This is a genomic window from Azohydromonas lata (assembly GCF_034427735.1).
GTDB lineage: Bacteria > Pseudomonadota > Gammaproteobacteria > Burkholderiales > Burkholderiaceae_C > Azohydromonas > Azohydromonas lata.
In genome coordinates this window covers 80489-94319 of sequence record NZ_JAXOJX010000016.1, presented here as the reverse complement: position 1 = coordinate 94319, position 13831 = coordinate 80489, and the positions used below count along the sequence as shown (strand labels likewise).

Annotated in this window: 10 protein-coding genes; 6 read left to right on the top strand and 4 right to left on the bottom strand. The window is 73.1% G+C overall.

Annotation, left to right across the window (positions count from 1 at the left end):
• Positions 1-11: 11 nt before the first annotated feature.
• From SM757_RS12105 to SM757_RS12090, 4 genes are all read right to left on the bottom strand, one after another.
• Positions 12-3044 (bottom strand): tripartite tricarboxylate transporter substrate-binding protein, encoded by a 3033-nt coding sequence (locus SM757_RS12105; RefSeq protein WP_322465640.1) that lies wholly within the window; start codon positions 3042-3044, stop codon positions 12-14.
• A 158-nt stretch (positions 3045-3202) separates the two neighbouring features.
• Positions 3203-4180 (bottom strand): DUF4148 domain-containing protein, encoded by a 978-nt coding sequence (locus SM757_RS12100; protein WP_322465639.1) that lies wholly within the window; start codon positions 4178-4180, stop codon positions 3203-3205.
• A 157-nt stretch (positions 4181-4337) separates the two neighbouring features.
• Positions 4338-5069, bottom strand: a complete 732-nt coding sequence (gene lolD / locus SM757_RS12095; protein WP_066332702.1) for a lipoprotein-releasing ABC transporter ATP-binding protein LolD — start codon at positions 5067-5069, stop codon at positions 4338-4340.
• The gene (locus SM757_RS12090) at positions 5062-6315 is read right to left on the bottom strand and encodes a lipoprotein-releasing ABC transporter permease subunit (RefSeq protein WP_322465638.1); all 1254 of its coding nucleotides are present in this window, start codon (positions 6313-6315) and stop codon (positions 5062-5064) included. Before SM757_RS12090 ends, lolD begins: the two co-directional genes overlap by 8 nt.
• A gap of 70 nt (positions 6316-6385) precedes the next feature.
• Here SM757_RS12090 and SM757_RS12085 point away from each other — a divergent pair, with 70 nt between their 5' ends.
• The 6 genes from SM757_RS12085 to SM757_RS12060 all read left to right on the top strand — a co-directional run bounded on the left by SM757_RS12085 (position 6386) and on the right by SM757_RS12060 (position 13817).
• Entirely contained in the window at positions 6386-7297 is a 912-nt protein-coding gene (locus tag SM757_RS12085; protein WP_322465637.1) for a hypothetical protein, read from the top strand.
• Entirely contained in the window at positions 7294-9024 is a 1731-nt protein-coding gene (gene recJ, locus SM757_RS12080) for a single-stranded-DNA-specific exonuclease RecJ (RefSeq protein WP_322465636.1), read from the top strand. The genes SM757_RS12085 and recJ overlap by 4 nt, the downstream gene beginning before the upstream one ends.
• Positions 9025-9219: 195 nt before the next feature.
• Positions 9220-10545 carry a PQQ-dependent sugar dehydrogenase gene (locus SM757_RS12075; RefSeq protein ID WP_322465635.1) on the top strand — a complete coding sequence of 442 codons (1326 nt, stop codon included), beginning with the start codon at positions 9220-9222 and terminating at the stop codon, positions 10543-10545.
• Between the two features lie 19 nt (positions 10546-10564).
• A complete protein-coding gene (locus tag SM757_RS12070) occupies positions 10565-12019 on the top strand; it encodes a PQQ-dependent sugar dehydrogenase (RefSeq protein ID WP_322465634.1) in 1455 nt (484 codons plus the stop codon).
• Between the two features lie 154 nt (positions 12020-12173).
• The gene (locus tag SM757_RS12065) at positions 12174-13037 is read left to right on the top strand and encodes a 3',5'-nucleoside bisphosphate phosphatase (RefSeq protein WP_322465647.1); all 864 of its coding nucleotides are present in this window, start codon (positions 12174-12176) and stop codon (positions 13035-13037) included.
• A gap of 150 nt (positions 13038-13187) precedes the next feature.
• The gene (locus SM757_RS12060) at positions 13188-13817 is read left to right on the top strand and encodes an L-threonylcarbamoyladenylate synthase (protein ID WP_066332762.1); all 630 of its coding nucleotides are present in this window, start codon (positions 13188-13190) and stop codon (positions 13815-13817) included.
• Positions 13818-13831: the final 14 nt, after the last annotated feature.

The following is a 13831-nucleotide window of genomic DNA, read 5'->3' as shown; positions in this document are numbered from 1 at the left end:
TGCGCGGCCGCTCAGCGCGGCAGCCGCTCCCTGTACGCCCTGGCCGCGTCGAAGTAGCGCTGCAGGTAAGTGCGCGTCTGCTCGTCCGACAGCGGCGTGGCGCAGCTCAGCAACTGGCGGCAGTAGTTGCGCCACTCGGGGCCTTGCAGCACTTGCGCCAGCGCCTGGCGCAGCGCCTGCACGCGCTGCGCCGGCATGGCGGCGTGCGCCACCAGGGCGCGAAAGCTCGTGAAGGGCCGCAGGTCAAAACCGAATTCCTGCGCCGCGGGCACCTCCGGGAAGGCCGGGTCGCGCTGCGCGGCCAGCACGGCCAGCGGGCGCAGGCGCCCCTCCTCCAGCAGCTCGGCCACGTCGCCCGGCTCCTCGAACAGCAGCTCCACGCGCTTGTCCAGCACGGCGGCCACGCGCTCGTCGTGCCGCGACACCGGCACGTTGAGCAGCCTCGCCCCGTTCACGCCCAACGCGCGCAAAGCCAGCTCGTCGCGCCCGCCGGCACCGGAGGTGGCCACGCGCAGCCGGTCGGGGTTCTGCTTCGCGTGGTCGAGCACGTCCTGAAGCGTCCGGAAGGGACTGTCGGCCGGGGCGAACAGGAAGGACTCAAAGGTGGACACCACACCCAGCGTCTGGAAGAGCTGCGGACCCACCGTGCCCGTGCCGCCAGCCCACACCCAGACCGTGTTGCCGGCGATGACGGCCAGCGCGTTGGCCGGGTCGGCCGCGGCCAGCAGCCGGGTGAGGCCCGTGTTGCCGGAGGCCCCGGGCACGTTGGCCAGCTCCAGGCTCTGGCCCAGCAGCGGCTCCAGTTGCCGCGCCAGCAGCCGCGCGATGCCGTCGGGGCCGGAGCCGATGCCGTAGGGCACGGTCAGCTCGACGGCGCGGCGCGCATCCGGCGCCCCCGCGGGCGGGCCGAAGAACAGCGCCATCACGTAGCTGATGCTGTCGCGGTAGGCCAGCGGCGCGTTGTCGCGCCAGTTGCGCAGGTAGTCGCTGAAGCTGCCGCCCGGGGCGTCGAGATTGAGGTAGCCCAGCGCTTCCCAGAGCTGCGGGTTCTCCTCGAACAGCGACAGCAGTTGCGTGGCGACGACCTCGTTGCGGTCGCGGTCGTAGGGGCCCTTGCGCAGCACGGGCTCGTTGGCGGCGAACCAGGCGGTCAGGGTCTGGCCCGCCGCCAGGCGGCGGTGCTTCTCGGCCAGGAAGCGGTCAGCGCTGGCCTGCAGCTCCTGGGCGTAGCCCTGCAGCCGCGGGCTGGGCGGCGCGATCTGCCACTCGGCGGCAAAGCGCTGCAGGGTGTAGAGCGAGGCCACCTCGCACAGCGCCTCCTCGAACCACTGGTGGGCACCGGCGGCCTGGAAGTGCGGGTGGCGCTCGTAGTTGGCCATGACGTGGCAGAACTCGTGCGCGAACTCGTAGACGTAGCCGGCCCAGCGGTCGTCGCGCGCGGTGAGCTGCACCTGGTACTCGCCGCGCGGGCCGCGCTCGTAGAGCGAGATGGGCGAGCGCGCGGTGTGCGACACCACGATGGGCGCCAGCGGCCGCCCCGGGATGCGCTGCTGCAGCTCGCGCGCCACGGCCACCAGCACGTCGCGGATGTCGCGCGTGTTGGCGTTGCCCCAGCCGCCTTCGCGCACGGTGATGCGCACGCGCGCGTCCGGCAGCTCGCCGCCGCCGCGCGCGGGCAGCGGCATCACGCGGCCCACGGGCACGGACAGGCCGCGCTCGCGCAGCACGGCCTGCGCGGGCTCGGCCTGCAGCGCCAGCGGCGCCAGGGTGTCCGAGGGCACCTGCCCCGCCTCGTGCAGGTAGGCCATGGTGCCGGCGATGAGGCGGCGTGCGGTGTCGTCGAAGACGAAAGGGAAGGTCATGCGCGGCACGTCCGCCGCGTCCGGCGACGGCACGCCTTGCACGCCCGCCGGGGCGGTGGCGGGCGACGCGGCGGCCACGGGCGCCGGTGCGGGCGTGGGCGCAGGAGCAAGCGCAGGTGCGGAGGCGGCGGCGGAGGCCGGCGCAGCGACGGCCGCGGGTGCCGCGTACAGCGCGTTCCACAGCGTGGCGCCATCAAAACCGGCGGTCTGGGCCTGGGCCATGCGCACCACGTCGGCGGCGTTGGCGGGGTCGGCCAGGAAGCGCTGCGCGTCCAGCTCCGCGCGCAGCCAGGCCTGGGCGACGTCCGGCCGGCGTTGCAGCAAATCGGCGCGCATGAGCAAAAAACCGCCGTCCTCCAGGCCCAGGTCGCGGCCGCTGGCGATGCGCCGCGCCACGCCCTCCTGCACCAGCCGCGTCGCCACGGGCTCCCACACGGCGGCGGCGTCGATGCGGCCCGCGCGCAGGTTGCTGCTGATGATCTCGATGTTCTGGCCCAGGTAGGCCGCGGGCGCCACCTGGCGGGTGCTGAGCAGCTCGCGGGCGAAGCGGTCGGCGCAACTGTCGCGCGGCGCGGCCAGTTGCGCGCCCTGCAGCGCCTGCGGCGTGGCGGGCCCGTCCACGCGCGCCACCAGCACGTTGCACTGGTCCTGGCCCATGCCCAGCGCGGCCACGAGCTGCAGCGCGTCGGCCGTGCCCTCGGTGCGCGTGGCCGCCACCAGGGCCGACACCGGCCCCATGTAGCCGATGTGCTGCACGCCGGCCTGCAGGGCCGCGGCGATCTTGCGGCCCTGCAGCGCGGGTTCGAACTCCACGGTCGAGCCCTTGGGTAAATAGCGCTCGTAAAAACGCTTGCCGCGCATGACCAGCGCGGACCAGGCGGCGGTGAAGTAAGGCTGGTAGCCCACCACCAGCGCCACGGGCTCGCCGGGACTGCCCAGGCCGGGCCCCGGCGACGGCTTGACGGCGGCGGTGCCGGACGGGAACGCGGGCGGCGGCGCGGACTGCAGTGCCGGCAGCGGCTGCGCGGCAGCGGCGCCCAGGCCGGCCAGCCACAGCAGCCAGCCCGCCAGCAAGCGGGCGGGAAAGCGGGACAGGACGGAAACCGGCGGGCGTGGGCCCGGATGGGGCCAGGCGGCGGACGGGCGGCGCGCGGCGCGCCGGGTGCGCGGGTACTGCTTCACGCCCGCATTGTGAAACCCCGCCGGGAGGCGGGGTGGGTCGGGTGGTAACGGTCCCGACAGCGAACCGGCGCGGCGCCCTGCGGTGGCGCCGCGCCGGTGTCGGCTTCACTTGGGCCGGCCCGCTTCACAAGCCGCGGGCCGGCTCAGGCGTTGGGCGCTCAGTAGGCCGAGGCGTCGGCCGGGCCCTTGTAGACGCGGCCTGCGTGGCTGTTCTCGCCCGGGTCGAGGCGGCGCAGGCCGTCGAGGTCGTTGAAGATCCAGCGGTCGCTGCGCATGGCGGCGTCGCGGTCGGCGGCGACTTGGGCACGGGTGGCCGGGCCGCTGGCGGTGCTGCCGTCATAGCTGCGGCCCGCGGCGCCCTGCGACGAGGAGGTGTCGAAGGTGGACGTCGTCCCGACGGCCGTGCCGTAGGCCGGCGCCTGCGCGCCGGTGCCGGAGGAGGACATGTCGCTGCCCATGCCCGTGGTGCTGGAGGACGAGCCCGTGCCCATGGCGCCGGCGGTGGAGGACGCGTCGCTGCCCGTGCCGGTGGTGCCGGAAGTCGTGCCGGCCGCGCCCATGGCGCCCGCGGTGGACGAGGCGTCGCCGCCCATGCCCGTCGTCCCGGAGGACGAGCCGGTGGTGCCCATGGCGCCCGCGCTGGTGGCGGCGTCGCTGCCTGTGCCGGTGGTGCCAGAGGACGCGCCGCTGCCCATGCCGGCAGCCGTGGACGAGGTGTCGGCGCCCATGGTGCCGGCGCTGGTGGCGGCGGCGGGCTCGTTCATGCTGCCGGTGCCTTCATAGCTGCGGCCGGCCGCGCCGCTGTCCGAGGACATGGACGGGCTGCCCGCGGCGACGCCGGAACCGCTGTACGAGGACGACGTGCCGCTGGAAGACGAGCCGTCAGCCACGCTGCTGGTGCTGTCGCTGGTGCCGGCCGGCGGGCCGCTGTAGTTCTTGTCGAAATTCTTGGACGTGGGCGAGCTGGCCCACCAGGTGCCGTAGCTCTGGTCGGTGCGCTCGATCTCGCCGGCGGCCTGGGCGCGTGCCAGCTCGGCCTTGACTTCCGCGCGGGTGAGCGGCTGCTGCGTTTGGGCCATGGCGGAAGTGGCGCCCAAGGCGGCGACGATCAAGGAAGTGAGTACGGAAAGCTTCACGGTTGGACTCCTTGACGGGCCCGCACTGATTGGGGGCCCGCATCTGCACTTTAGGTTTCCCCACTCCCGCTGCCGACCAAGCGGCTGCTGTGAATGGGGGCTAATCCCTAAGGGCAAACTCCGGGCCCGCCGGCCGCAGCCGGCTCGAAGCACCGTGTCAGGAGGGCTGCAGCACGCCTTGCAGCAGCCGCAGCGTGCGGTCGCAGCGCGCGGCCAGGCGCTCGTCGTGCGTGACCAGGACAAAGGCGGTGCCGCGCTCGCGCGCGAGCTCCAGCATGAGGGCGAAGACGGCGTCAGCCGTGTCGCGGTCGAGGTTGCCGGTGGGCTCGTCGGCCAGCACGCAGGCCGGCTGCGACACCAGTGCGCGGGCGATGGCCACGCGCTGGCGCTCGCCGCCGGAGAGCTCGCTGGGCCGGTGCTCCACGCGCGTGGACAGGCCCACGCGGCCCAGCATCTCGCGGGCTTGGGTGCGTGCAACTTCCAGCGCCACGCGGCGCACGCGCAGCGGCATGGCCACGTTGTCCAGCGCGCTGAACTCCGGCAGCAGGTGGTGGAACTGGTAGATGAAGCCCAGGTGCTGGTTGCGCCAGCGGCCCTGCTCGGCGGCGCTCATGGCGGCGAAGTCGCGGCCCAGGAGCTGCACGCGGCCGGCGGTGGGCGCGTCCAGGCCGCCCAACAGGTGCAGCAGCGTGCTCTTGCCGGAGCCCGACGCGCCGACGATGGCCAGGGTGCGCGCGCGCTGGACCTGCAAAGTCACGTCGCGCAGCACCTGCACGTCCAGCGTGCCGTCGTGAAAGCGCTTGGACAGCCCGGTGCAGGAGAGCACCGGCTCGCCGGCATCGCCGAGAGCCGCGGCCGCCGCAGCGTTGGGACGGGAAAGCTCACTCATAGCGCAGCGCCTCCGCCGGGTTGACGCGGCTGGCGCGCCAGCTCGGGTACAGCGTGGCCAGCAGCGCCAGCACCAGCGAGATGAGGACGATGGGCACGATGTCGCCGCGCTGCGGGTCGCTGGGCATGTGGTTGATCACGTAGATGCTGCCGGGCAGGAAATTGACGTTGAGCACCCGCTCGATGGCCGGGACGATGGTGCCCACGTTGAAGGCCACCAGCAGCCCAAGCGCCGTGCCGGCGAAGGTGCCGATGATTCCGGAGGCCGCGCCCTGCACCACGAAGATGCCCATGATGGAGCGCGGGCTTGCGCCCAGGGTGCGCAGGATGGCGATGTCGGCACGCTTGTCCGTGACCGTCATCACCAGCGTGGAGACGAGGTTGAAGGCGGCCACGGCGACGATGAGCGTGAGGATGATGAACATCAGCCGCTTTTCGATCTGCACCGCGTCGAACCAGGCGGCGTTGGTGCGCGTCCAGTCGCGCACGAGCAGGTTGGGCAGGGCGCCGCCGAGCTGCTGCGCCACGTTGCGGGCCTCGTTCACGTCGGCCAGGCGCAGTTGCACGCCGGTAGGGCCCTCCACGCGGAAGAGCTTGGCGGCGTCCTCCACGTGGACCAGGGCCAGCGAGCTGTCGTACTCGTAGTGGCCGGAGGAGAAGACGCCGGCCACCGTGAAGGCGCGAAAGCGCGGCACCACGCCCGCGGGCGTCACCTGCCCGCCCGGGGCCACCAGCGTCACCGTGTCGCCCGGGCCCACGCCCAACTGGCGCGAGAGCTCCAGGCCCAGCACGATCTGCCAGGCGCCGGGCTGCAGCTTGGCCAGCACCGTGTCGCGCAACTGCGCGGCCAGCGGGGTGACGGCGGCCTCCTCGGCCGGGTCTATGCCGCGCACCAGCACGCCGCGCATGGTGTCGCCGCGCGCCAGCAGGGCCTGCGTGGCGATGAAGGGCGCGGCGCCCTGCACCTGCGCGTTGCGCCGCGCCTGGTTGGCCACGGCGCGCCAGTCGGGCAGCGCCGCGCCCGTGGGCTCCAGGATTTCCACGTGCGAGATCACGCTGAGCATGCGTTCGCGCACTTCCTTCTGAAAGCCGTTCATCACCGACAGCACGATGATCAGCGCCGCCACGCCCAGGGCGATGCCCAGCATGGACACGCCGGAAATGAAGGATATGAAGCGGTTTCGCCGCCCGGCCCGGCCCGCGCGCGTGTAGCGCCAGCCGATCTGCCATTCGTAAGGCATTTGCATGGGCCGGCATCGTAGCGGGCGGCATGGGCGGCTCCGGCGCGGCGCGCGGCGGCCCGGATAATTCGGCGCCATGCAACTGCTGATTCCCTTTGCCGCCCCCTTGTCCGACGCCGGGGCGCAAGCCCTGAAGTCGCTGCAGCTGCCTCACCTGGACGCGCTGCTGTCGCACTGGCGCGAGGCCGAACGCGACGCGGGCGACGAAAGCTCCCTCTCCCCGCCGCACGAACGCGCCCTGGCCCGCGCGCTGGGCTGGAGCGTCACCGACGGCTTGATCCCCTGGGCCGCGCGCGACGCCGCGGCGGCCGGGCTGGACGCGAGCCTGCCCTGGGGACGCCTCACGCCCGCGCACCTGCTGCTGGGCAGCGACCACATCGGCCTGACCGACCCGGGCGCCCTGGCCCTGGAGCCCTGGGAGTCGCGCCGCTTCTTCGACGCGCTGCACGAGCTCTTCGCCTCCGAAGGCTTCACCTTGCACTGGGTGAGCGACCTGAACTGGCTGGTGTCGCACCCGCTGTTGAAAGACCTGCCCACGCTGGCGGCCGACCGCGCCATTGGGCACGCGCTGCACAGCGACATGCCGGCGCAGCCGCGGCTGGTGCGGCGGCTGCTCAACGAGGTGCAGATGCTGCTGTTCAACCACCCGCTCAACGAGTCGCGCGAGGCGCGCGGCGAACTGCCCATCAACGCGCTGTGGCTCAGCGGCTGCGGCGCGGCCCAGGCCGAGCGCACCACAGGCGCGCCGCGCGTGGACGAGCGGCTGCGCACGCCCGCGCTCCACGAGGACTGGGACGCCTGGCGCGCCGCCTGGACGGCGCTGGACGAAGCATGCATCGCCCCCCTGGCCACCTACCCCGAAGGCCGCCTGGTGCTGTGCGGCGAGCGCGGCGCGGTGACCCTGGAGGCCCAACCCAAGCGCTGGTGGCAGCGCCTGTCCGGCGGCGCGCGCGCCGGGCGCGCCGCCGCGCTGCTGGAGACGCTATGACCACCCCCATGCTGGAAATGCGCGACGTGCCCCCGCGCGCGGTGCACGCGCTGGAACAGGCGGGCGTGCACCCGCTGCTGGCGCGGCTGTTCGCCGCGCGCGGCGTGAGCTCGCCGCAGGAGCTGGACGACGGGCTCAACCGCCTGCTGCCCCCCGCCTCGCTGCACGGCAGCGCCGAGGCCGCGCGGCTGCTGGCCGACATGATCGACGCGGGCAAGCGCATCTGCGTGGTGGCCGACTACGACTGCGACGGCGCCACCGCCTGCGCCGTGGCGCTGCGCGGGCTGCGCATGTTGGGCGCGGCGCCGCAGGCCGTCTGCTACGTCGTCCCCGACCGCGCCGTGCACGGCTACGGGCTGAGCCCCACCATCGTGGACCTAGCGCTGCCGCTCAGGCCGGACCTGCTGGTCACCGTGGACAACGGCATCGCCAGCATGGCGGGCGTGGCCCATGCGCGCGCGCTGGGCATGGCGGTGCTGGTGACGGACCACCACCTGCCCGCCGTGGAGGACGGTCAGGTGCAGCTGCCGGCGGCCGACGTCATCGTCAACCCCAGCCAGCCGGGCTGCGCCTTCGAAAGCAAGTCGCTGGCGGGCGTGGGCGTGATGTTCTACGTGCTGCTGGCGCTGCGCGCGGAGCTGCGCGCGCGCGGGCGCTTCGACCAAGCCACGCAACCGCGGCTGGACGCGCTGCTGGACCTCGTGGCCCTGGGCACGGTGGCCGACGTGGTCAAGCTGGACGCCAACAACCGCCGCCTGGTCGCCCAGGGCTTGAAGCGCATACGCGCCGGGCGCATGCAGCCGGGCGTGCAGGCGCTGTTCACCGCGGCCGGGCGCGACCCGCAACGCGCCAGCGCCTTCGACTTCGGCTTCGCGCTGGGCCCGCGCGTCAACGCCGCCGGGCGCCTGGCGGACATGACGCTGGGCATCGAATGCCTGCTCACCGACGATCCGGCGCGCGCGCGGGACCTCGCGCAGAAGCTGGACGCCATCAACCGCGAGCGCCGCGAGGTCGAGGCCGGCATGCGCGAGCAGGCCGAGCACCTGCTGGTGCAGCTCGCCCCCGAGGGCGAGGAAGTGGACGCCCCCGCCGCCGTGGCGCTGTACGACCCCGACTTCCACGAGGGCGTGGTGGGCATCGTGGCCGGGCGGCTCAAGGAGCGGCTGAACCGCCCGACCTTCGTGTTCGCGCGCGGGCAGGACGGCCTGCTCAAGGGGTCGGGCCGCTCCATCCCCGGCTTTCACCTGCGCGACGCGCTGGACCTGGTGAGCAAGCGCGCGCCGGGGCTGCTAGTGAAGTTCGGCGGCCACGCCATGGCCGCGGGCTGCACGCTGGCCGAGGCCGACTTCCCCCGCTTTGCCGCGCTGCTGGTGGCCGTGGCGCAGGAGCAGCTCGACGCCGCCGCGCTGCAGCGCCGGCTGCCCGTGGACGGATCGCTGCCGCCGCAGTACTTCGACGCGCCCACCGTCATGGCGCTGGAGGAGCAGGTCTGGGGCCAGGCCTTCGACGCGCCGCTGTTCTGCGACGAGGTGGAGGTCATCGCGCAGCGCCTGGTGGGCGAGCGCCACACCAAGCTGCGCCTGAAGCTGCACGGCGTGCTGCGCGACGCCATCTGGTTCAACCACGTGGACCCGCTGCCCGCCACGGCGCGGCTGGCCTACCGCGTGGCGCTGGAAACCTGGCAGGGCCAGCAGCGGCTGCAAATGGTGGTGCAGGCGCAGGCCTGACGCTTCGAAAGCGCGCAGCGTCGCTGCACAGCCGCAATTGCGCGGCGTACACCAGCGCCACACACGTAAGAGCCTTTGCAAGGCATTGCGCACTCCCGCACAAGCGGGGGTGTTGCCGGGCACACGCCCCATGCTGGGCACATCAACTGCTGAAAACGCATGTCGCCATGCCGCCACAAGAGCGGCCCAAAGGCGATGCAGTTTTTCGAAAAGAACGTCGTTGAGGTGCTTATGCGTGAACAGCAGTGCGCGGGCGAGCCCGCGCGCGCCGCGAATTTGTCGCGGCGCGGGGCCCTAGGCCGGCTGGCCGGCTGGGGTGGTGTGGCGGGCCTGGGTGGCGCGTCGGCGCTGCTGGCGGGCTGCGGCGGGGGCGACGGCGGCATGGCCGAATCGCCCGCGGCGCTGGAGAGCGCGGCGCAAGTGGCCGATACGGCCGCCAGCGCCGAGGCCGCGGCGCTGCCTGCGGCGCGCGTGGTACGCGCGGGGCTCAACCACCCGTGGGGGCTGGACTTCCTGGGCGACGGCAGCCTGCTCGTGACCGAGCGCGCCGGGCGGCTGCGCCGCATCAGCGCCGACGGCAGCAGCATGAGCAGCATCAGCGGGCTGCCGCCGCGCATCTTCGTGGGCGGCCAGGGCGGGCTGCTGGACGTGATCGTGGAGCACTTGGGCGGCGACACCTGGGTGTACCTGAGCTACACCGAGCGCGGCACGGGGCCGCAATACAACACCGCGGGCCTTGCCGTGGCGCGTGCGCGGCTGGTGGCCGGCGCCTTGCGCGACCTGGCCGTGATCTTCCGCGCCAGCCCCAAGGTGGCGGTCAGCAACATGTCCAACTACGGCGGGCGCATGGCGCTGGCCGGCACCAAGCTGTTCGTGTCGTTGGGCGACCACTTCACTGACGCGGAGCGCATCAGGGCGCAGTGGTTGGGCGCGCACCACGGCAAGATCGTCCGCATCAACCGCAACGGCAGCGTGCCGGCGGACAACCCCTTCGTGGGCCAGCCCGGCGCACTGCCGGAGATCTGGAGCCGCGGGCACCGCAACCCGCAGGGGCTGACCTTCAACCCGTTCACGGGCGAGCTGTGGTCCTCGGAGCACGGGCCGCAGGGCGGCGACGAGATCAACGTGATCGAGCGCGGGCAGAACTACGGCTGGCCGCGCATTTCCTACGGCTGCGAGTACGGCACGACGGTAGGCGCGTGCACGGTGGTGGGTGGCAAGCGCGAGCTGACCGGAATGGAGCAGCCGCAGACCTGGTGGGTGCCGACCTCCATCGCGCCCAGCGGCATCAGCTTCTACGACGGCGCCATGTTCCCCGAGTGGCGCGGCAACCTGTTCGTGGCCGCGCTCAAGGACACCTCGCTGTGGCGGCTCACGCTCAGCGGACGCAAGGTGGTGTCGCGCAGCGCCCTCTACCGGGGCCTGGGCAGGCGCATGCGCCACGTGCGCCAGGCGCCTGACGGAGCCCTGCTGGTACTGACCGACGAAGACAACGGGCGCATCTTGCGCATCGCCCGCTGAAAGACGAGGAGCCCACGCCGTGAAACGACGCATTGAAGCCTTGTCCTGCCCGGCCACCCCCGAGGACCGCCCGGCCGGCGCGACCGAAGCCCCCCTTCCTTCATCCCTGCCCCGGCGCCTGCAATGGCTGTGGGGCGCCGCCGTGGCGCTGAGCGTGGCCGTTTCCGGCTGCGGCGGCGGTGGCGGCAGTGGCGCCACCGAGGTGCCGGCCCCAGCGCCCACGCCGGCGCCGGCCCCCAGGCCCGTGCCCTCGCCCAACCCGCCGGCCCCGGCCCCGGCACCCGTGCCTGCCCCGGCTCCGACGCCGGTGCCCGCGCCAGCCCCGACACCGGCGCCAGCCCCTGCTCCGACGCCGGCCCCCGCGCCCGCACCGACGCCGGCGCCAGCCCCCGGCCCGGCGGTCGTTGAGAGCTTCCGCGACGGCCTGGTGCGGCCGTGGGCGCTGGCCTTCCTGCCGGACGGCAGCATGCTGGTGACGGAGCGGCCGGGCCGGCTGCGCCGGCTCAGCGCCGACGGGCTCACGCTGTCGGTGCCCATCACGGGGCTGCCCGCGATCAAGGTCAGCACGCTCGCCGCCGAACCGCCGCTGCAGGCCGGCCTGTTCGACGTGGTGCTGGACCCGGGCTTTGCGACGAACCGCCTCGTCTACCTGAGCTACGTCGAGGCCGGCAGCGGCGACACCGACGGCGTGGCCGTGTGGCGCGCGCAGCTCTCGGCGGACTACACCACGCTCACGGGCGGCACCGTCATCTACCGCCAACTGCCCAAGATAGCCGGCGAGCGCAACTACGGCGGCAAGCTGCTCTTCGACCGCAGCGGGCAGCTGCTGCTGACCTTGGGCGACCGCTTCGATGCCGCCACGCGCGACCAGGCGCAGATCCCGTCCAGCGGACTGGGCAAGATCGTGCGCATCACCACCAGCGGCACCGCCGCGCCGGGCGACCCGGTGGTGGCGGGCGCCGTTGCGGGGCTGTGGAGCTGGGGCCACCGCAACCCGCAGGGCCTGGCCATACACCCCGTCACGGGCGCCCTGTGGGAGGCCGAGCACGGGCCGCAGGGGGGCGACGAGATCAACATCGTGCTGCCCGCCCACAACTACGGCTGGCCGCTGATCTCCTACGGCTGCGAGTACGGCGCCACGCCCGTGGACAGTTGTCCCAAGGTGGGCGGCGCCAGCGCGGCGCCGGGGCTGGACCAGCCGCTGACGTGGTGGGGGCCCACCTCCATCGCGCCCGGGGGCATCAGCTTCTACACGGGCGCCGGCTTCCCGGAATGGCAGGGCAACCTGTTCGTGGCCGCGCTGGCGGACAAGGCGCTGTGGCGTCTTACCGTCAGCACCACCGGCGTGCTGAGCCGCGAGCGGCTGTTCGGCGACCTGGGCAAGCGCATCCGCGACGTGCGCCAGGGCCCCGACGGCTGGCTCTACCTGCTCACCGACGAGGACGCCGGCCAGATCCTGCGCGTGCGGCGCTGAGCGCTGGCGACGCCGGCCTGCCCGCCCACGCGGGCGGGCAGGCGGGCAGGATGGCGGCGTGATGGTCCCGCGTAGGGCATCGATCACGCCGCCATCCTGCGCGAAGGGCCGTTCAAGCTCGGGAAAACCCCCGGCTCCCTACAATTCAGGGGTGATTGATCCCCTTGCACTCAACGCCGACCTGCACTGCCACTCCGACGTGTCCGACGGCACGCTGACCCCGGAGGGCGTCGCGGCCCGCGCCCACGCCAACGGCGTGCAACTGTGGTCGCTGACCGACCACGACGAAACCGGCGGCCAGCACCGCGCCCGCCGGGCCGCGCTGGAGCTGGGCATGCCCTTTCTCAGCGGCGTGGAAATCTCCGTGACCTTCGCGGGCAAGACGGTGCACATCGTCGGCCTGGGCTTTGACATCGACGACGCGGCGCTGCGCTACGGCCTGGCAGCCACGCGCGGCGGGCGCAGCGATCGCGCGCGCGAGATGGGGCAGTCGCTGGAGGCCGCGGGCATTGCCGGCGCCTACGAGGGTGCGCTCAAGTACGCCTCCAACCCCGACCTGGTGTCGCGCACGCACTTCGCGCGCTTCCTGGTGGAAAGCGGCGTGTGCGCCAGCACGCCGGAGGTGTTCCGCCACTACCTGGCCGAGGGCAAGCCGGGCTTCGTCCCGCACCGCTGGGCCACGCTGTCGGACGCGGTGCGCTGGATACGCGGCGCGGGCGGCATGGCCGTCATCGCCCACCCGGGCCGCTACAACTTCTCGCCGGTGGAGGAGTTCGCCTTCTTCACCGAGTTCAAGCAGCTGGGTGGCGAGGGCGTGGAAGTGGTCACCGGCAGCCACCGCCCCGACGAGTACCCCAAGTACGCCGGGCTGGCGCGCGAGTTCGGCTTCTACGCCTCGCGCGGCAGCGACTTTCACAGCCCCGACGAAAGCCACACCGACCTGGGCACGCTGGCGCCGCTGCCGGGCGGTTTGATCCCTGTTTGGGAGCTGCTGGCCGAGCGCGTGCACACGCCCTGAGTGCGGCCCCGGCGCCGCATGGCGCGGGCGGGGTTCTTGCTTTGAACTTGGCATCCGACACGGGGGCGCTTCCCCGAAGGGGGATGCATGCACTGCCTGACCTTGCCCTGGCTGCCGCCCGTGTGGCGTCCGAAGCGGACAATCCTGCCCATGTCCCAGTACTTCGAACTCCATCCCGACGATCCGCAGCCGCGCCTGCTCAAGCAGGCTGCGCAAATCCTGCACGGCGGCGGCATCTGCGCACTACCCACGGACTCCAGCTACGCGCTGGTGTGCCACCTGGACGACAAGTCCGCGGCCGAGAAGCTGCGCCGCATCCGGCAGGTGGATGAAAAACACCACCTGACGCTGCTGTGCCGCGACCTGTCCGAGCTGGCGAGCTACGCCCGCGTGGACAACCAGCAATACCGGCTGCTCAAGCTGGCCACGCCGGGGCCCTTCACCTTCATCCTGGAGGCGACCAAGGAAGTGCCGCGCCGGCTGTCGCACCCCTCGCGCCGCACCATCGGATTGCGCGTGCCCGAGCACCGCGTGGCGCAGGCGCTGCTGGAGCAGTTGGGCCAGCCGCTGCTGGCCACCACGCTGATCCTGCCCGGCGACGACGACCCGCTCAACGACCCGCACGAGATTCGCGAGCGGCTGGAAAAGCAGATCCAGGTGGTGCTGGACGCGGGCGCCTGCCCCATGGAGCCCACCACCGTGCTGGACCTCTCCGGCGACGAGCCGGTGCTGGTGCGCCAGGGGCGCGGGGATGCGTCGGCGCTGGGCCTGGACCTTTAAAGCCATCAGCCGCG